At 46.1% G+C, this 22377-nt stretch carries 8 protein-coding genes; all 8 read left to right on the top strand.

The window, feature by feature from the left end:
* The first annotated feature begins 16 nt into the window (after positions 1-16).
* The 8 genes from K1Y79_RS22760 to K1Y79_RS22725 are packed head-to-tail and all read left to right on the top strand — an operon-like array spanning position 17 to position 22377.
* Entirely contained in the window at positions 17-6301 is a 6285-nt protein-coding gene (locus K1Y79_RS22760) for a non-ribosomal peptide synthetase (RefSeq protein WP_220252499.1), read from the top strand.
* A 32-nt stretch (positions 6302-6333) separates the two neighbouring features.
* Positions 6334-9936, top strand: coding sequence for a beta-ketoacyl synthase N-terminal-like domain-containing protein (locus K1Y79_RS22755; protein WP_220252498.1), 3603 nt, complete (start codon positions 6334-6336; stop codon positions 9934-9936).
* 32 nt (positions 9937-9968) lie between these two features.
* Positions 9969-12362, top strand: a complete 2394-nt coding sequence (locus tag K1Y79_RS22750) for an outer membrane beta-barrel family protein (RefSeq protein ID WP_220252497.1) — start codon at positions 9969-9971, stop codon at positions 12360-12362.
* A gap of 27 nt (positions 12363-12389) precedes the next feature.
* Positions 12390-13115 (top strand): thioesterase II family protein, encoded by a 726-nt coding sequence (locus K1Y79_RS22745; RefSeq protein ID WP_220252496.1) that lies wholly within the window; start codon positions 12390-12392, stop codon positions 13113-13115.
* Positions 13103-14737: a cyclic peptide export ABC transporter gene (locus K1Y79_RS22740; RefSeq protein ID WP_220252495.1), complete on the top strand. Its 1635-nt coding sequence runs from the start codon at positions 13103-13105 to the stop codon at positions 14735-14737. The genes K1Y79_RS22745 and K1Y79_RS22740 overlap by 13 nt, the downstream gene beginning before the upstream one ends.
* Positions 14738-14752: 15 nt before the next feature.
* Positions 14753-19072: a non-ribosomal peptide synthetase gene (locus tag K1Y79_RS22735; protein WP_220252494.1), complete on the top strand. Its 4320-nt coding sequence runs from the start codon at positions 14753-14755 to the stop codon at positions 19070-19072.
* Between the two features lie 11 nt (positions 19073-19083).
* Positions 19084-20991, top strand: a complete 1908-nt coding sequence (locus K1Y79_RS22730) for an alpha/beta fold hydrolase (protein ID WP_220252493.1) — start codon at positions 19084-19086, stop codon at positions 20989-20991.
* A 24-nt stretch (positions 20992-21015) separates the two neighbouring features.
* A complete protein-coding gene (locus tag K1Y79_RS22725; protein WP_220252492.1) occupies positions 21016-22377 on the top strand; it encodes a hypothetical protein in 1362 nt (453 codons plus the stop codon).

The following is a 22377-nucleotide window of genomic DNA, read 5'->3' as shown; positions in this document are numbered from 1 at the left end:
ATTTAAATAATTAGTTATGAAGACAGCCAGTATACATATCGAAGATGTATATCCTATGAGTGACATCCAGAAAGGAATGGTCTTTCTGACATTAAAGAACCCTCATGCAGCAGTATACCATGATCAGTTCGTTTACTATGTTCCAAGAATAGACGATCAGGAACGTTTTACAAAAGCATTGCGCCTGATGATGGATATTCACCCTATTCTCAGAACAGGGTTTGACCTGGAGAATTACAGTCAGCAGGTGCAAATTGTGTATAAAGATATAGCCCCCTCCTGCGCTTTTGAAGATATCCGCAGCCTGGATGAAGAAGAACAGGAAGCATATATACGTGATTTCATGCTGGAAGACCGCTATAAGCCATATGACTTTAAACAAGCCCCACTCTGGAGGATTAACCTCTTTGACCTGGATGATATTAATAGCCTTTACTTGATACAATTCCACCATGCTATACTGGATGGCTGGAGCATGGCATCATTTAACACGCAATTGTTCAACATCTATGCAGCGCTGCAAAGCGATAGTGATTATCGGCCGGCACCTTTACAGGCATCGGTCAAAGATGCCATTGTAGAAGAGATAGCCGAACGTAATAACGTGAAGACCATAGAGTTCTGGAAAGAGAAACTGGAAGACTATAATAAACTCAATATTTTCACGTCGGTACCAGTATTTGATGAATACAGGAAGCATCTTTCCCGTGAAATGACCCGGCAATTGAAAGAGCAGGTGGTAAAGGACGGGGTATCTTACAAGAATGTCATTTACGGAGCATTTACTTACGTACTGAAAGTGCTTGCAAGAGAAGACGACTTCGTTTGCGGTATTGTCTCGAATACAAGACCGGTGATAAAAGATGGTGACAAGGTATTAGGCTGCTTCCTGAATACATTGCCTATGCGTCTAGCTTTTGGTAACTACAAAGACCTTACCTGGCTGGAATACTTCCGGGCAATTGAAGCTGATATGACGGTACTTAAGACAAAGGACCGTTCCACTCTTTATGAGATATCCCGCATTTCCGGAAAGAAAATGGGAGCAGAGAATCCGTTTTTCGATATTCTTTTCAACTACATTGATTTCTATAATATCTACAAAGAGCTGTCACTATCTTCTACTGAGGCAAAACATCTGAAGAAGCAGAAGAATATCAAACTACGGTCTTACGAGGCAACTAATACTTATCTTGATATTAACCTGATCGACGGTACAGACGATTCGATAGAACTACATTATAAGTCTACCAGAGTGCTTACTCCAGGTATTACCCTGGAAAAGATACAAGGGTATCTTGAAGAGGTGTTGTCTGTGTACTTAAGTACACCAGATGCGAAAATAAATATGACAAAATTCCTGTCTGCCGATGATCAGGATCAGATAAATAATTTCAATGCTACCGACACAGCATATGCGGACAAAGTGGTGTTGGACTTGTTTGAAGAGCAAGTATCCACAGCGCCGGAACGCATTGCAGTATCTGATGGGAATGCGCAGCTTAGCTACGGTATGCTGAATGAAATGACCGGACAGCTGGCAGACTACCTACATCAGCAGTATACAATAGGAGCAGAAGAATTGGTGGGCATCCGCCTGGATCGCAGTACCGACATGCTGGTAGCTATACTCGGTATCCTGAAGGCAGGGGCTGCCTATGTCCCAGTAGATATGCATTATCCAGAAGAAAGGATCAGTTATATACAGGCAGACAGCCGTTATAAGGTTTGCATAGATGCTGCGTTTATGGAGAGGTTTGTACAGGTACGGGCTAACTATGACAGCCAATATCGTATTGATGGCACTTATGCTTATGCCATCTATACTTCCGGTTCTACCGGCGAACCTAAAGGAGTGCTGAACAGCCATGCCGGTTTATACAATCGCCTGTTATGGATGCGCGATGAACTCGGTATCACAGCAGACGATATTATCCTGCAAAAGACGCCTTATACATTTGACGTATCGGTGTGGGAATTGTTGTTGCCAGGGATCACGGGTAGTGAGCTGGTATTTGCCAAACCGGAAGGACATAAAGATCCTGCATATCTGCAGGAGTTGATTTATAATAAACAGATTACGGTATTACACTTTGTTCCGTCAATGCTGGGCATCTTCCTGGAACAGCTGGAGCCAGGTAAGTGCGATAGCCTGCAACATGTGGTATGCAGTGGGGAAGCCTTACCTGCATCAATGGTGGCAGACTTCAAGCGGCGGTTGCCAGGTGTTAGGTTGTACAATCTTTATGGTCCGACGGAGGCAGCTATTGATGTGACCTTTGTAGAACTGACAAATGCAGTAAACGTAACGATAGGAAAGCCGGTTGCAAATACCCGTATTTACATTGTGGACGAGCAACTGCAACAGCAGCCTATAGGTGTACCTGGTGAACTGCTGATAGAAGGCGTGCAGGTGGCAGCAGGTTATCTGAATAAGCCTGCACTTAGTGCCGAGCGATTCATTCCTAGTCCGTTCCGTGCTGGCGAACGGATATACCGTACCGGAGATCTGGCTAAATGGTTACCGGATGGAGAGATTGCCTACCTGGGTAGGATAGATCACCAGGTGAAGATCCGTGGTAACCGTATAGAACTAGGAGAGATAGAGACAAAGCTGGAGGAGAGTCCATACGTAGAACAAGGTGTTGTAGTAGTGAAGGGAGAGGGCGCGCACCGATACCTGGCCGCCTATGTGATACCTGCCGAAGGTTATGATCAGGATGAATTGTATGCATACCTATCCGCGCGGTTGCCGGAGTACATGGTACCGGGGGTAATTACAACGATGGAGAGCTTCCCGCTGACAGTCAGTGGAAAGCTGGACCGCAAGGCATTGCCGGAGCCAGTATTGAATAGTTCAGATAGTTATGTCGCGCCTCGCACAGACAATGAGCAGCGGCTGGCAGAGATCTGGATGAAGGTATTAGGCATCACACAGGTAGGTATACACGATAACTTCTTCCGGATAGGCGGCGACTCCATTTTATCGATCCGTTTGATCAGCAGGGTTAACAAAGTATTTAACGTTACACTGACGATTGGTCAGTTATATGAAGCCGGCACCATCGCACAATTAAGCGTATTGCTGGAAGATCAGCTGTTGGCGCATGCAAGCCGTAGCCGGATCAAAGAAGAGATTACTGCCCGTGTAGACAGTTTGCGAGAGCGTATACTTCCACAGATACCAGGTGCAGCAGATGTATACCCGATGAGCGATATTCAGAAAGGGATGGTGATACTCTCTACGCTGAACCCGCAGGCAGGAGTATACCATGACCAGTTCGTATTTCACATGCCGGCATCAGACCCTGTATTATTCCGGGAGGCGTTCTCGCGACTAGTATCGAGGCATGCAACGCTGCGTACACATTTTGACTTAACGACCTATGGTGAGGAAGTTCAGATAGTGGATGAATCGATCAGTTTTGACATTGAATACCATGATCTGCGTAATCACGAGTCATCAGCACAGGAACAGCATATCAGAGAGTTTATGGTCAGCGAGCGTCAGCGCCCATTTAACACCAGTACTAATATGTGGAGAGCTGATGTATTTCGACTGTCGCAGGAAATGGATATGCTAGTGCTACAGTTTCATCATGCTATTCTGGATGGATGGAGTGTAGCTTCCCTTAATACCGAACTGATACAAACTTATCAACAGATAGAGCAACAACTTGCTTTGCCAATTGAACCGTTAAAGTCTACCTATCGAGACGCTGTAATTGAAGAGTTGTACGAGAAGCATAATGCTGATACTATCGGTTTCTGGAAGCAGGAACTATCAGACTATAAACGACTGAATATTTTCAGGAATATCGGAACGGTTAAGGGGTATACTAAGCAATATGATACAGAATTTATCTACAAGCTAAAAAAGAAATGTCGTACTGAAGGTATATCTCTTAAAACAGTGTTTTATGGTGCGTTGACTTATGTGCTCAAAGTATTAAGTTGCGAAGAAGATTTTGTGCTGGGTATGGTGACGAACAACCGACCTGTGATAGAAGACGGCGACAAAATACTGGGCTGTTTCCTGAACACCATACCTGTTAGAAACCGCCTTCAGAACTCTCACCATTTATCATGGATTGAATACTTTAAAAACATAGAACAACAACTCAGTGATCTACGTTCCAAAGAGCGGCTGACATTGTATGAGATTGCCCGTGTAACTAATGAAAAATCGAGCGTGGGCGCTCCATTCTTCGATATTCTATTTAATTATGCAGACTTCCATATCTATAACAACCTCGGGACTGTTAGCGGTGCTGCAGGTAAGTCGTTTAGTGAAAAAAGATTAAATGTAACGTCATACGAAGCCACAAATACAGACTTTGATATCGATGTGATAGTGTCCAGAGATACTGTCAGACTTACTTATAGTCTGAGAAATATGTTAAGGCCGGACATTAGCCTGGAGCAATTCCAGGAGTATATGGACCAGGTACTATCAGCTTTTCTGCAACATCCTGATCAGGCGACCGGGAATACAGAATTGATCTCAACCACTGAAAAGGAAAAAATACTCTCTTTGTTCAGTGTAAGCGAGACGCCGTACAAAGTTGCCGCAACCATTCCGGAACTATTACGTAAGCAGGTAGCCAGGCATGCGCAAAAGGCCGCTCTGGTAGATAGGGAAAAGGAAATTAGTTACGCCGAACTGGAAGAATACAGTAATCAGTTCGCGGATTATCTGCAGCAACATCATCATATACAAAAGGGTGATTTTGTTGTTGTAGAGATGGAACGTTGCGCCTGGATGATTATCGCAATGCTGGGTGTAATGAAGGCAGGCGCAGTGCATGTACCCGTCAATCCACAATACCCTGATGCACATAAAGGTTTCATTTACAACGATTGTAATGCCTCTCTTGTTATCAATGACAATTTTGTGGGTGCATTTGTTGCGGTAAAGGAAACGTATGGAAAAAGTTTTACTTCAGAAGTCACCGGTGAAGATCTGGCTTATGTAATCTACACTTCAGGGTCTACGGGACAACCAAAGGGCGTCTTGATAAGACATGCGTCGCTGGCAGACTATGCTTTTACGTTCAGGGCTTATTTTCAATTGACGGCAGAAGACAGTATTGTACAACAGGCGAGTATTGCATTCGACACTTCAATGGAAGAAATATTTCCAATGCTTATAAGCGGCGGTGCAGTAGTCATCTATAACGGACAAAACGATATCGATCAGTTATTCCAATTGTGTGAAGACTACAGGATATCCATATTAAGTACAAATCCATTTGTGCTTCAGCATCTGAACAGTGTGTACGACAAGTACTCATTTGCTTTCAGAGCGCTTATCAGCGGGGGAGATGTGCTGAAACCAACTTATATCAGCAACTTGTGGGAGAAGGTAGCCATTTACAACACTTATGGCCCGACAGAGACTACTGTTTGTGCCACCTACCATAAAGTGGCAGCAATTGACCACATACTGCCTATTGGAAAACCAATCGCTAACAGATCGGTTTATCTGCTGTATCCTGAGACGGTGCAACTGACTCCTGTTGGAGCAATAGGTGAAATATGCATTTCAGGAGCAGGTGTTTCAGCCGGATATTTGAACAGACCGGCTCTGACGGCTGAAAAGTTTGTGGCGGATCCTTTTCACGCAGGACAGCAGATGTTCAGAACCGGTGATCTTGGAAGATGGCTGCCTGATGGAAGTATAGAATTTTTTGGTAGGAAAGATGATCAGGTAAAGATCCGTGGTTACCGTATAGAACCTGGCGAAGTAGAGGCCGTATTACTTCGGGCTGAAGGAATAAAGGATGCCACTGTATTGGCAAAAGGGGCTAATGACGAAAGCAGACAGCTGGTGGCATACATAGTGCCTGGCGAAGCATATGTCAAAGAAGCGCTGCTTGCACACATGAAAAAACTACTGCCAGAATATATGGTTCCGGCGCTTTTTGTAGAAATGGAGGCGCTGCCACAGACCCTGAACGGCAAAACAGATAAAAAGGCATTACCATGGCCTATAGATGTACAAACACAGGCGGTTGAATTTGAGCTGCCTGAAGGTCCTGAAGAACAACAACTGGCGGCCATCTGGAAAGAGGTCTTACACCTTGAAGTAATAGGTGTCCGTAACAATTTCTTTGAATTAGGCGGTACGTCCATTACGGTTCTCAAACTGCGGCAACGCATAGAACAGGAAATGGGCATCGCAGTAAATATTGTTGATCTGTTTACCCATAATACAATCAGAGACTTTGCTGCTTTTATCCGGCCGGGAGGCTTGGAGGAAATTGCAGACAATACCATGTCTGAGGTGCTGAAATTTTAGTTTGCTGTTACCCAATTAACAATGATTATTTTATGAATGAATCCATTGCAATCATAGGCCTCTCATTTGAACTGCCAGAGATCAGTTCCTGGAAAGAACTGATAGGCTCACTTAGCAATAATAATACGTTTATTCGGCCACTGTCTGACAATAGAATGAAAGACATCACTGACCGCTTTGGCGATGTGCCAATGGCAAGTGGAGGATATCTGGACAGGATCGACCTGTTTGACCCGGCTTTTTTTGATATCACTCGTAGAGAAGCCATCAGGATGTTTCCTGAGCATCGGTATTTCCTGCTTCATGCTATCCGCGCTTTCTACGATGCAGGGTATACTCCTGAAGTCCTGAAGGGTTCCAATACCGGCATCTTTTATACAGCGGCTACCTCTGCCTATAACCGCTTCCTGGATGATGCTGGAAGTGATTTTGACAATCTTACTGGTATAGAGGGAACCAGAGTTGCTAACTTTCTTGATACGCGAGGACCAGTAATTTCTGTACATACAACCTGTTCTTCCTCATTGGTTGCTTTACATAACGCTTGTCAGAGTCTGCACCTGAAGGAATGCGACATGGCTATGGCTGCGGGCGTAAAATTCAGTGCTACGACAAAGGATACATTGAAGAACACTGTAGTCATGTCAAAAACTGAACAATGCCGGCCCTTCGATGCCGCGGCAGATGGTATGATGAATGGGGAGGGAGTCATTTGTGTCATCCTGAAACGGCTGGAGGACGCCCGGAGAGATAAAGATCCCATATATGGCGTCATTGAAGGCAGTGCGGTTAATCACGGAGGTGCCAGAATTTCCAGTCTTACTGCGCCTAGTGCAGATGCTCAGAAGGAGGTAATCCTTAAAGCCTGGGAACACGCGCGTGTCAACCCGGCTGAGATCGGGTTTATAGAGGCCCATGGTACGGGTACTATTCTTGGCGATCCTATTGAATTTAGCGCTATTACCAGTGCGTTCCGCGAAAGAGGGGTAGCAGGTACTGTATGCGGTATCAGCTCCTTTAAAGGGCAGATAGGCCACCTGGACACGCTCAGCGGACTTGCAGGGGTACTTCGTCTGTTAGCTGCACAGCATACCGGCATAATGCCCCCTCAGGCAAACTTTCAGACGATTAATGAACACATTGACGAACAAGGTAGTCCTGTCAGGGTGCAACGTACTGCTGAACCATGGCCTACTATTAACGGTTTGCGCCGTGGAGGCGTCAGTAGTTTTGGCCTGACCGGTACAAATGTGCATATGATTATTGCACACGGTGAGCAGCTGGAAGAACCTGTTGATAAGCCCGTACATTTTTTGCAGATCGGAGAACGTTCTCCGGCGCGCTTAGCCCAGCTTAAGCAACAACTCGCCGGCAGTCTGGCAGATGATACTGATCTTCGTCTATTCAGCCGAAAAGTCAACAGACTTTACCATGCAGGTAAGGTGAATGAAGGATTGATCTTTTCGGAAAAGAAAGAGCTGATGGACTTGTTACAGGAACCAGCTGCGGCAGCGACGAATGAAACATTGTTCCTGCTGATGGATCTGGACCTGATAGATTATGATCTTGCGCTCATCGAAGAGATCCTGGAAGAAAACCTTCTCATCAGAAGCTGCTGGGCCGATGTAACCAGAAACAAGTATGCTCCCGCAGATTTCCAGCGTAAAAAGCTGCTCAACGTACTTTTCCAATATACAATCTATAAATACCTACTCACTTTCAAGGTGCAGGTAGTAGCAAGGCAAGGGGAAGGGGTGCTCCAGGATCTGTTACATAACCGGATCCAGCCTGCGGATATTATTCATAATCCAACACTTATAAAAGAAAATAATAACGTTTTCAATAAGACGGCATTTGAGGCATATCTCTCCAAAATCCGGCAGGAGAAGAAAGTGATCATCATCAGCTTTGCAGGAAAAGAGGAGTTCCAAGGCAGTATCTCCGGACAACTGTCTGCATATGACCGGTACCAACTTTACCGTGAATTACTGTCAGCTGGCTACAATCCGCTCAAAGTCCAGAATGTTCCTGTCTTGTATCATGGGTTACCTATCCCTATGTTTGACCTCAGCAGGATATGGCCTGAGAATGTACGGAGTCTTGTTCCCGCTTCGCAGACACCAACCCCGGTTATCGAATCAGGTGAGCCTCCGCTGCTAAGTCTGGAAGAAATCAGGCAGCGCATTAAGATCATATGGCAGCAGGTGCTGGAGACGGAGGAAGATATAGCTTTGACAGATAACTTCTTTGAACTGGGGGGCGATTCGCTTTCCGGACTTGATATGCTGGAAGCGCTTGATAAGGCTTTTAATGGTAGTTATGTTACTTACGAGGAGATGTTTGCTGTTGCTACATTGGAACAACTGTCAGACACCCTGCAACAGCGCATGGGTGGATCTGTTAAGCAGGAACCGGAGCAAACAGCAATAGTATCGGCGGACGACAGAGAACGCAACTACAGAAAGCTAGTTGACAACCTAGAGCAGCGACCTGTTCCACCAAAAGCCGTGATCAAAGATATATTGGTAACAGGCGCTACGGGTCTGCTAGGCGCGTTCCTTGTCAGGAAAATGGAAGAGACCACCGACGGCACAATCTGGTGCCTGGTTAGAGGAGAAGATCAGATTCAGGCTGCCGCCCGGTTCAGTCATATCTATAATGAATATTTTGGTACCGTACCGGCAGACAATATCAAAGTGATAACAGGCGATCTATATGATCCGGCGATATTCATGGAGGGTGTAAGCGACCTTCGTCTGCTTAAAAACGTAAATGCCGTCTACCATGCTGCGGGCTCTCCGGCCTTCGTAGGGAATGTCCCTGTTGAAGAACATATTAACTATGTGGGTACAAAGCATATTTTTGACTGGGCAGTGTCTAACAATGTGGAATATTTTAACTATATTTCAACCATTGGTGTCGTGGGTAATAAGATGCCAGGTCATATTGAAGCCTTTTATGAAACTGATCTGGACCTGGGCCAGGATACCACGAACTTCATACATTCCGCAACCAAACTGCGTGCTGAAGCATATATGAGAACCCATCAGTTATCCCGTATGAACGTTAATATTTTCCGCATACCCAATATTGGTGGCAGGTTCAATGACGGCTACTCCCGCTTTGACATGAGCAAGAACCTCATGTACCTGAAACTGCAGATGGTTACCAAAGTAGGGCATTATTCGGATGAGTTCCTTCATTATAATCTGAATATGAGAGTCGTTCCTGTTGACGTCCTGGCAAAGTCAATCTGCGACTTGTCTGTCTATCAGCATGAACTGCTGCAGACATTCCACCTCATATATGAAAAAGGCTTCAGTATTGAAGAGATTATCAATGCTTGTGAAGCAAATGGTCTGCATATATCAAAGATGGAAGATAGTGCGTTTTCAGCCTACCTGGAAGAGTGGCAGCGTACTTCTAAAGACCATGCGAACAGCCTTATGAAGCACGGGGCCTACGACAAAACAAGAAAAGAGAGCAACTATAAAGTAGTTGCAGACGCGACCCGGTTAACCTTACACAAAATAACATCAGATACCACTTATGACCGAGCAGTTTACCTGAAAAATATTGTCCACCACTGTATAGAAGAAGGTTTTCTGCAGCCACTAGCCCAGCCTGTCCGCTAGGTAAACAAGCGACCTATTAAACAAATGAACGTATGAACTTTTCCATTATCAGATTAACCAGCGTATTAATCCTGTTTTGTTTATCCTCCATAGCTAATGCACAACAAATCCGTGCTGTTTCCGGAAAGGTGATCAATGCCAGCAATGAACCATTGATGGGAAATGTCATCCTGCTGAATACTGATTCCTCACTAATCAAAGGAGGGGCTTTCATGAATGGCGTCTTCGAGGTAAAAGACATTAACAGAAGTGAGTTCCTCTTGAAACTGACCTCTCTCTTATTCTCAGATACCATTATCCGTGTAAGCTACAATGGTCAGGAACTGGTGGATCTCGGTACCATTGAACTTAAGCATGGCCGGTTCCAGTTAAACGAGGTACAGGTAAAAAGCCAGGCAGCCCTGATTAAATACAATCCCAATGGCAATATAGACGTCAATGTAGCTAATACAGTATTAGCTACCAGCAGCTCCGTTAATGAGATACTATCGAGGTCTCCTAATATTGTCGTGAATGATGGCCGCATTTCCGTTTTTGGTAAAGGAGAGGCTATTATCTACCTCAATGGTAAACAGATAACGCCTGAACGCATGTCAGCTATACCTGCATCCCAGATAGCGAAGATTGAAATCATTTCCAACCCTTCTTCAAGGTATGATGCAGAGGGTAAAGCTGTGATCAATATCGTTACAAAGCCTAACACGACTCAGGGCATCATGGGTACAGTAAGTCAGTATGTCACAACCTCCGAATTTGCTGGTAGCAATACCAACACATTTCTTGACCTGACATATACAAAGGGTAAGTTCGCCTTTATTGGCAACTATGGACTGCTACTTGGAAAAAGCCGGGAAGTACTACATACTACCAGAACCAGACCTGCTACAGACGATTACCTCAGTTCAGACCTGCAGACGGACTGGAACCGCCGATTTAAGAACTTCTCCAATTACGGCCTGGGAGTGCAGTATAATATCGATCAGCGGAACAATATTTCCCTGGAATACAATGGTTATCTGGAAGATCTGGGCGGTTCACAGGATAGTAAAAACACCATCCTCACTAAAGCGGATAACAGCTTCTACACCAGTGATATAGATAAAAAGGACGTCAAACACAATAACTCTGTTACCTTAAACTATAACCGTACTATCGATACCCTTGGCTCCACACTGTTTATCGGGAGCCAGTATTCTTACTATAATTCAGATATCGATGACTTCATCGATGAAAACAGGGTGGTGAATACTGCGGCGTCGTTCAGATATCTGCGGAACAATGTAGATCATAAAATCACTATTTCAAGTACACAGACAGACTATTCAAAGGTATTTAATACCAAAAACAGGTTGGATCTCGGGGCAAAATTCAGCTATGTAAACACATCATCCGGTACCACATTCGTGATATCTGACAATGGCGGTGAATACAAGCGGGATGAGGAATTGTCCAATAATTTCAGGTATATAGAGAAGATACCCGCAGCCTATATCAATTTTAACGGCGCTATCTCTTCCAAAGTAGACTTCTCTGCGGGGTTGAGAGGCGAATGGACTAACTATGAACTGAACACCAGCGTAAGCGGCGGACAACTGATATCAGACAATTACTTCAACCTGTTTCCCAACCTGCTGCTGACTACTACCGCTGGCAAGTCCTTCAGATTAAGGGCGTCATACGCCTCCAGGATCACCAGGCCACGTTATCAGGCACTGAATCCATTCGTAGTATATCAGGACCCCTTCACAACCATTGAAGGAAATCCAACCCTGATTCCTGAAAAAGTGCACGCCTTTGAGCTGGGAGCCAACTTCAGAAAGTTTGATTTCAGGATTGGCTATAACTATTCCATTGACCCAATTGATGCTGCAGCCTTGAGGGGAAGTAGTCCTAATAGCTATGTGCTGAAAGCCATTAATCTGGACAAAGGCCATACCTACTTTGCTTCCCTGGCCAAAACAATAACAGTAAAAGGCTGGACCTCCACCAATACTGTCAACCTGAGCTACAATAAACTCATCGATAATAAATACAACTTCGTATTTGTAAGGCCACGCCCGCAGATCTACCTGTATACAAACAATACATTCAATGTACACGATCTGTTTAAACTGCAGGTGCTGGCCTGGTACCTCGGCGATAAATACTATGGGCTCTACTACGATAAAAGCCGGTCTACTGTAACAGTAGGTATTGAAAAGGATTTCTTTAAGAATACATTGAAATTGCGGATACTCGCCAATGATATCTTTCATGATACCAATGCATCCGGTACCTATGGCGTAGGACAAACCGAAATATTCTATGACAGAACTTATAATACCAACTACTTCAGATTCATTGCTACCTACAGCTTTGGCAGACTGAAGAAATCAAACTATAGAAGCAAGGCTACTGGACAGTCTGAGAATAACAGAGCCAACTAATCCGGTTATACACAAAAGTCGATTACCATGCAGATTTTTTTACTTCATTTCGCGGGCGGAAACTGCTACTCTTTTGATTTCCTGCGTAAACAGATGGACAAAGACATGAAATTCTTACCCCTCGAACTTCCTGGCCGGGGAAAGCGATACAGAGAGTCGCTGCTGGCAGACAAGCCGTCTGCTATTAAAGACTATGTGGCGGCGATCCGCAGGCAAAGAAACAAAGAGGCCTACCTGATATATGGTCATAGTATGGGCGCTACGCTCGGCCTTTCTGTTGTAAAGGAACTGGAAGTCCTGGGAGATCCGCCGATAGCGCTGATTGTATCCGGCAATGCCGGTCCCGGCCTTAAGTACCATGAAGGGCCTAAGAGGTATCTCATGAATGATGAAGACTTTTTGCAGGAACTGGTTAAACTGGGGGGTGTGCCGCAGGAGTTCCTGGAAAGTGCTGAGTTATATGAGCATTTTGCGCCGATTCTGCGGGCAGACTTCGAGACACTGGAGAAAGATGAAGATTTTGAGGCCGGCACGAAAATTCAGGCACCTATCTATGCCATAATGGGCGATGAAGAGAAATTGGCTGACCGTATTGACAACTGGAAGAATTTTACACTTGGCCATTTTGATAAACAGGTACTACCCGGCAACCACTTCTTTATTCACCAGCATGCGGCAGCTATTGCCGCTATCATTAAACAGTGCTGTATGAAATACAGCTCACCAAATTCCATTGTAAGATGTTCCAGCTGAAACCCAAAAACATCCTGTTCCTCGTAGCTTATGCACTGCCCAACACACTGCTCAGCTTTTCCATCGTATATATCATTAACAACGTATTAGGAGGAAATGAAGCGTTCCTGAAAGACTACATGGGGATCGTATTTCTTTCTCTCATAGTCTACACCTACTTACTTAATGTGGTGTTTCAAAAGCAACTGAATAAGTTTTCGTACACGATGCTGTATGAAAATGAGAAACGGATATTTGACAGGATCTTATCCGCTCCGCTGATCAAACTGGAGAAGTTTGGCTCACAGCGTTTCTTTACGGCTGTAGAAGATCTGCGTACCTTCTCGTTCCTGCCTTATACAGTTACACACACCGTCAATTCATTGTTGATGCTGCTATTGTGCCTGGTTTATATGTTCACCCTCTCAGTAATATCTGCACTGATCGTAGTCGGTATGATTCTGATGGTGGCGGGTTGCTATCTCACTGTGATGAGATCCATGGCTAAGCAGGTGAGCATACTCCGGGGCTACAATGAGAACTACTTCAGGTACGTCGATGATGTGATCAAAGGCTTCAAAGAACTGAAGCTGGGCTTTTTCCGCAGAGAGAATCTCATGAACAAATTCCTGGTTCCTAACAGGGACACAGCAAGGGAAATGGACTTCCGGATCAACTATGTATTCCTGTCTATTAATCTTATCAGTCAATACGGGCTATACTTTGTCGTGGGAGTCGTGTTATTCCTGCTTCCTGCTGCAGGTATCCTGGAAAGGGCCGATGTCATCTCTTATGTAGTGGTGATATTATTTATCTCAGGCCCTATCAACAACCTGATTAACCTGCAACAGATGTATGCCCGTTTTATGGTCGCTAATGGCAGGATCAAAAAGTTCATGACTGACTTTGATATAGATCAGAAAGGAGAGAAGCAGACACTGTCAGCAGCTACGTCCTTCGAGTCCCTGCGATACCAGGGACTACGTTTTGCTTACCGCAATGATACCAATGATTCGGTATTTGCACTCGGACCTGTAAATCTGGAGGTTAAGAAAGGAGAGGTGGTTTTCATCATCGGAGGCAATGGCTCTGGTAAGAGTACCTTTATAAACGTGCTGACAGGCTTGTATGCACCCACCAGTGGAGAACTCTTATTAAATGGTAAAGCGGATCCGGCTAACCAGGACCGTCTTCAGCAAATGATAGCTGCGGTGTTCACAGACAACCACATCTTTTCTCACAACTATGAGAATTATGAGACTGTCAATAATGAAGAATACAACAGACTACTCGCTACCATGCAGCTGGATAAGATAGTAGCTGCAGACGACGATGCAGCTGCCAGACGTAAATTCTCTAAAGGGCAGAGCAAACGTATGTCGTTGATCTTTGCGCTGCTTGAAAAGAAACCCGTACTGATTCTCGACGAATGGGCTGCCGATCAGGATCCTCATTTCAGAAAATTCTTCTATGAGGTAATGATCCCCAAACTGAAAGAAGAAGGCAAAACTATCATTGCCGTTACCCATGACGACGCCTACTTTCAATATGCCGATCGCGTTGTCAAATTTGAATATGGAACCATTGTTAAAGATATCCACGTCAGCAAAGAACCCGAACAGGTAGAAAGTATGTGGGTTTGATTAAAAACAAACATTATGAAACTGACACTTCCCCAGCAAGACGTTTACTTCGAACAGTTGTTATACCCTGATGAACCCATTTACAATATTGGCGCTAAAATCCTTATCAGGGGTAAAATAGTTCCTGAAATAATGAACAGGGCCTACATTGCGCTTATTGATCAGCATGATACCTATCGCAGCATCATCGTACAACAAGGTGACGAGGTACATATGCAGGTACTCGATAGTCATGATACGGTATTGGAATACGTGGACTTTTCACGTATGCCAGACGCTGACCTGAAAGCAAATGACTTTATGCAAACCCGGTTCAGGAAAGTCTTCAGTTTTGAAGATAAACAGTTCCTGCACAAATTTATGCTCATCAAAGTAGCAGAGGAGGTGCATTACCTCTTCTCTATGTACCACCATATTATTACCGATGGATGGGGGACTTCTCTGCTGTTTCAGCGGCTGGTAAAGAACTATAACGAACTACTCGCCTTAGCCAAACAACAGCCATGTGAAGTATATACTTATGCAGACTTCGGACAGGATGATGATGTGTACCAGGTATCTGCAGACTTTGAAGCAGATAAGACATATTGGACCAGCAGATTTCGCGCATTGCCGGAAAGGCTGTTTACCAAAATAGCGCCAAATGTATTTGTCAATAATAGCAGCCGCCGCGAACTCATCGTGCCACGCCCGTTGTATAATCAGCTGGAGGCACTGGCGCAACAGCAGAAGGCTACTACCTTCCATGTTGTGCTGGCAGTACTGTACATGTATTTCGGGAGGAAACATCAGCAATATGATTTCGCTGTCGGACTACCTGTACTCAACAGAGGTAAGTCTGCCTTCAAAAAGACGGTCGGATTGTTCATGGGGGTCTCTGCCCTGAGAATACAGTTTTCGCCTCATGATACATTTACAAGCCTCGTTTCAGCTATCAAACAGCAGCTCAGACAGGACTACCGCCACCAACGCTTTCCGTTAGGTAAGCTGATCAAGGAGCTGGACGCTTTCACCTCAAAAGACAGGTTATTCAATATGACGCTGTCCTATGAAAAGCAGAACTACGCTGATCATTTCGCTGGTACGGAAACCCGTGTAGTACCGCTGACCCACGGTGCTGAGCGGGTAGCACTTGCCTTATACATCCGGGAGTTTGATGCTGCAGAAGATGTGAAGATCGATTTTGACTACCATACCAACTATTTTACTGAGGCTGATATCAGGGATGTTGTCGGTCATTTTGAACAGTTATTACAGCAGGTATGCCAGGATCCCGGTAAGCAGTTATTATCCTATGAATACCTGACTCCGGCCGAGAAGCAGCAACTGTTGATTGAAAACAATCATACGGCCATCCCTTATCCTGCTGACGCTACCCTGTTGTCCCTCTTCGCCCGTCAGGTGAAAGAAAGGCCGGATGCGCCGGCGGTGTCTGACAGTACTACGGCCTGGACTTATAAGGAACTGGATACCTTATCAGACCGGATGGCAATGCGCCTGCGTACATCTTCCCGTATAGGGAAGGAATGCCCTGTGGCGGTACTGATGCCTCGTTCTGCCAGGCTGGTTGCCGTACTGCTTGGAGTATTGAAAGCGGGCAATGCATTCATTCCCCTGGATCCGGAGTTCCCGCAGGCCAGGCTGGATTATATTATTTCTCATAGTAACGTCCGCTGTATAGAAGACATTGAGACAGGTGATGAGGTTATCACCGGCCTGCCGGAAGTACCTGCGGATGCTACGGCCTATATCATCTATACCTCCGGGTCTACGGGTAACCCCAAAGGGGTGGAGATCGGGCATAGATCGTTGCTTAACTTCCTCCTAAGTATGGCGCAACGTCCGGGATTGTCTGCCGGCGACACCCTTTTTTCTGTCACAACACAGTCTTTCGATATTTCCATACTGGAGTTTTTCGCACCACTGGTTACCGGCGCTCACGTATATGTGGCCGACCGGCAATTACTGGCTGACCCGCAACTGCTGCTAAATGAGCTACAGCAGGTAAACCCCCGTATCATACAGGCTACTCCCAGCTTCTACCAGTTTCTGTTTGATGCTGGATGGAAAGGTAGCAATCATCTGAAGGTACTATGCGGAGGTGACCTGTTGAGTGCTGCACTGGCAGAAAAGCTATTAACCAGCTGCCGGGAAGTGTGGAATATGTATGGCCCTACTGAGACGACGATCTGGTCCGGGGTGAAACATATACTATCTCCGGAGGATGCCTGTAATATCGGTTCTCCTATCAATAATACCCGGTTTTACATCCTGGATGAACATCTACAGCCACTGCCTGCCCATTGTCCCGGTGCGTTATATATCGGTGGGGATGGACTGGCGAAAGGATATGCAGGCAATAAAGAACTGACCGCGCAACGCTTTATTGACGATCCTTTTGTGCCTGGCGGCAGGATGTATGAAACCGGTGATCTGGGATACTGGAACAGAAAGGGCGAGGTAATCTTCCTGGGTAGAAATGACCACCAGGTAAAGATCCGGGGATATCGTATTGAATTAGGAGAAATAGAAGCGCGCCTGAACCAACTACCTGCTATCAGCGCTTCTGTCGTCATTGCACGGAAGAAGGAAGCCTGTCTGGCAGCCTACATCATTCCTGCTGCTGATACATTCGATGCCGGGCAGGTACTTGCTGCGCTACGCGAAGAGCTGCCTGAATATATGATACCGGCATTTGTTATTCCGGTCACAGCATTCCCGCTAACGCCCAATAACAAAGTAGACCGTAAGGCGCTGGCATCGCTGGAGCTGGAATCTACTGTTGTTGAACATACGTACCAGGCTCCCGCCACCTTAACAGAAAAATCGCTCTGCCAGATATTCAAAGAGGCCCTGGACTGGGAAGGGCAGGTAAGTATAAGAGACAGCTTCTTTTCCTTGGGAGGGCATTCGCTGAACGCTGTAAAGGTCGTTAACCTCGTGCAGCAGCAGCTGTCGTCCAGGATCACATTGAAAGACCTTTTCGAGGCACCCGCCGTGCAGCAACTGGCTATTCGTGTACAACAGGCGGGTAAACACTCCGCAAAGGGCATTACTCCTGCGCCGGTGCTGCCAAACTATCCGCTCGCGCCTGCACAATATGCCATATGGCTGGCTGCGCAACACGGACCTGAAATGTCAGCTGCCTACAATGTATCGGTTGTATACCAGGTCAAGGGCGACCTGAGCATACCACAGCTAGAGCAGGCTTTTAACTGCCTAATCTCAAAATATGAGATACTACGTACCAATTTCTTCGAGCAGGAAGGCGAGCCTCGTCAGCAGGTAAAAGAAAGGGATGAGATATACTTCCGTATAACCACCACCTCTGATATCGCTGCCTTCTTGAACCAGCCTTTTGATCTTGATAATGACCTGCTTATACGTGTTGCAGTAACTGATTCCCCTGAAGGTGCTTACCTGGCATTCTGTTCACACCATATTATACTCGATGGTTGGTCAATGGGCTTACTGGTCAGAGAGATAAGCCGGTTGTACCAGGCGGTGGCCCCGGCATCAGAACTCCCTGCACTGCAGTACAAGGATTATGTATACTGGCAGCAGCAATATCCGGCGGAAAAGAACGAACGTTTCTGGTCTTCCTACCTGCATGAATACCACTGGAGCCCGCTGCTACCGGTAACTGCCGGTCTGGTCGCCCAGGAGGGGTATAACGCAGATTACCTTTTCAGCTGGAGCAGTGACTGCTATAAAGCGCTAAAGGAAACTGCCAGCCTGCACCGGCAATCGGTCCATACAATGCTGGTAAGTACCTTTATTATGCTGCTGAATAAGGGCTATAAGCACAACGATATCTGCATCGGTACTGTCAATTCCGGCCGGGCCGTTGCAGCGCTACACGACCAGCCGGGCATGTTTGTCAGGACACTACCCTTACGCTGCCGCATCTTACCAGGACAAACATGTGCATCATTAATAGAGGCGATACATACTGACATGCTGGAACTGGATACTCATCAGGATATTCCTTCCCATCTTAACACGCCCGACATCCTGTTTGTGTTGCAGCCGCCTGCTTTCAACTATGACAACTTCAGTCCGGCTGAAGGAGTAGAGTTAGCGTTGCAGCATATGCCTCCACGCTTCAGCCGTATGCCGTTGCTGATCAATTGTATTGAAGCTGCCGACGGCCTCCGTTGTGTAGTTAGCTATGATACCGGCAGGTATGATAGTACTACCATAGAGATGCTGTTTGGCCGGTATCAGCAGCTGCTTACAACTGTAATAGCAGATATGACAGTTACGATTGACAGTCTCGATATCGCACTGGCCTTTGAGAAAGAAGAGACTATTGACATTGATTTCGATTTTTAAGCCCCCCTGTTATGAGAAGACTCTTGATCATCACTTTTTTACTTTGTGCTTTCCTCGATATAACCGCACAGCAGTTTACGCCTGCCGCCTCTTTTTACCCCCATGCCGAAACTCTGAAGAAGGACCCTGTTACCTATGGTTACTTCTCCGTACCTGAGAACTGGGACGTGGCGGGCAGTAAACAGATAAAGATGGCGGTAGCTATACTGAAGAACAAAGCAGGTATTGCAAACCCGGAGGCGGTCGTGTTCCTGCAAGGCGGCCCCGGAGCAGGCAGTATCCAGAACATCTTTAGCTGGCTCACCAATCCACTCCGCGAAAAGAACGACATCATACTACTGGATATCCGGGGAACGGGCTTTTCACAGCCCCGGCTTTGCCCTGATCTGGGAAAAGCTATGCTGAATATCTATGCCAGCAACGAATCTGCCGCCGCCGACGAAGCCCAGAAGGTCAAAGCGGTACTGTCCTGCAAACAGGAAATGCTGGCCAAAGGTATTGACGTTAACGCCTATCATAGTCAGTCGGTGGCCAAAGACCTGCATGCACTAAAGACTTATCTGAAATACACTTCATGGAATGTCTACGGGGTGTCTTATGGTACATATATGGCTATGGTGTATGCCAGCCTGTACCCCGCCGATCTTACCTCCCTGATACTGGATTCGCCGGTTGCAGACGTTGACCAGTATTATGTAAAGAATACCGGTAACTATATGCGTAGCCTGAATAAGGTATTCCAGCTATGCAAAAATGATCCGGCTACCAACAGGCAATATCCTGATCTGGAACGTGTATATTATGAAACAATTGACGCGCTGGAGAAAGCGCCTATTACGGTAAAGGTGGACAAAAGCGTATTGCCTGCACAATACTTCACCTACAATGCTGCCGATTTCAAGCTGGCTATCCAGCAGGCCCTATACCATAAACAGCTGGTCGAAGTGATCCCTTTGCTGATATACCAGTTTCATAACAGGAGCGAAGGCCCCCTTAGTAACTTGGTATCGACCTTCTCTAATCTGCTAGGCATGGACTATGGAGTATACTATTGCGTAAGCTGTAATGAAGTGTTACCCAATAACTCGTATACGGCTTACCAGCAGGATGCGGCTGCATTCCCGGCGTTGAACGGCGGACTATCCTTCTATCAGTCTGACTTTAACGTATGCCGGCAGTGGAAAGGCGCCGGCCTCCATCATGATCTTTCGGCCTTGTCTGCCGCTACATATCCGGTATTGGTATTTTCAGGTGGATATGACCCCATCACACCTGCTGCCAACGGAGAAGCAGTAGTTACGAGGTTCCCTGATGCCCATCTGGTGAAAGCGCCCACCTTCGGCCATGTACCCAGCTTCTCAAAAATCGGAGGGGAAGTGCTGACTGCTTTTGTAGGGCATCCCGGTAGTACGCCGGATAGTGCTGCCTTTAAACGCGCTACCCAGGTTACGCTGGTAAAAGACGTTGCTATCAACGGAGGAATTGTGAAAATGGGTACCAGCTTAAACCGTCTCGACCCCATATTTCTGGCTCCCCTGACGCTGGCTTTTGTGCTGATGTTGGCATTTGTATGTATTTACAGCTTCAGATTACTGAGAAAGAAATATTATACCTTACCAGACAGCATCCTGCGTATCATGGCCTGTATACTATCACTGGTGGCACTTGTTGCCATGGGCGGACTAGTATACGCGCTGACCCAAACCGCTGCTAAAGGATTTGTAGTAATGGCTTTCGGCCTGCCTGCTGCCTTCAGCTGGATCTTTACGCTCATCTATTGCTTCATAGTGCTGCTTTTACTCACCTATATATACTTCTTCCTCCGTATCAAAAAGATCAGTAACAGAAGTATTCTTTTCTCTGTTATTTTCTCCAACAGCCTATTTGCTATTTACCTGCTTTATTGGGGCGTGCTTTAACATTAAATACTTAAACAGAAAAGTATGAACAGTATCTTATTCGGGAAGTATGATGATTTTACCACCGACGTTTCCGGAGAACTTCCACTATGTATTAATCCTGATCATTATGATGTTCCCTCTATTCTCAGAAATTATGAATACCCCGTCAGTTCCTGGCCCGTTGTGATCGACAGCGCTACTGCTGAAGAACTGAACCACCTCACTACCAGGCTGCCACAGTTACTGCGTTTAGTGCCTTCACTGTATTTTAATAACGATATTAAAAGACTGGCCGACTACTATTTCAAAGGAGATGAAATGCTCGGACAAATAGGGTTGCTATGCCATAACAAGAATATCGAGGTCGGATGCCGGCTTGATCTTACACTGACCAACGACGGCTTCAGGGTGCTGGAGATTAATATGGGTACGTCTATCGGAGGGTGGCAGGTACAGAGCTTCGAATCTGTTATCAGAAGTCTGCATGCGCCACTGGTCAAGGATACCACTGCTGCTGCATTCACTGCTCCGAATACACAACGTATATATATCCGCTTCCTCGTCAGCAATATCATGAAACAGCTGCCCGCATTGCAGGGTACCATGAATGTATTTATTGCTATCGGGAATGACCTGAGTGCGGAAGATAATGAGAACATCCGTGCATTCTTTGACGAGCTGTTACAGAAAGAACTGGCAGATGCCCGGCTGAAAGGGCGTACCTTGCTGGGAGAGATTGCCTCGCTAAAGATAAAACTGAACGGTGATCTGTACCTGGGAGATGTTCCTATTCATAGTGTATTGATCTTCAATCCACTTACAGAAGTTGTTACGCCGGATGTATTCCGGTCTTTCCTATTAGGGAAGATCTATTTGCCCGATCACCTGGGTACGCCTATGCTGGGGGATAAAAGGAACCTCTCCCTGCTCCGGGCTATTGCAGAGAAAGACCTGTTAGATCCTGCTGACAAGGCGCTGGTACTCAAACATATCCCCTGGACGGTTCCGGTGGAAGAAGGCCAGGTGACTTTCCACGGACAAACGTACGACCTCCGCGAACTGATACAGCGGGAAAAAGACCAGTTGGTGATCAAAGCAGCCAATGGTTTCCAGGGAAAAAATGTGTTTGTAGGCAAGTTCCTGACTACAGAAGAATGGAACCAGGCACTCGTCCTCGCCCTTGATAACGGAGGCTTTATCCTGCAGGAACTGAGCGAATCTCTCGACTTCCTTGCGCCGGCTGCTGCCAATCAATGGGTGCCGCATAAGCTGATATGGGGCGCCTTTGGCTACGGTAATAACTATGGAGGGGTATGGGTGCGCATGTCCTCCAGGCAAACAGGGCAGGGGGTGATTAACTCTGCTACCGGCGCTGTTGAGGCTATTGTTTATGAATCGCGTTGA

The organism is Chitinophaga rhizophila (assembly GCF_019492185.1).
In the GTDB taxonomy this organism is placed as follows: domain Bacteria; phylum Bacteroidota; class Bacteroidia; order Chitinophagales; family Chitinophagaceae; genus Chitinophaga; species Chitinophaga rhizophila.
This window is presented reverse-complemented; position numbering and strand designations above follow the sequence as displayed.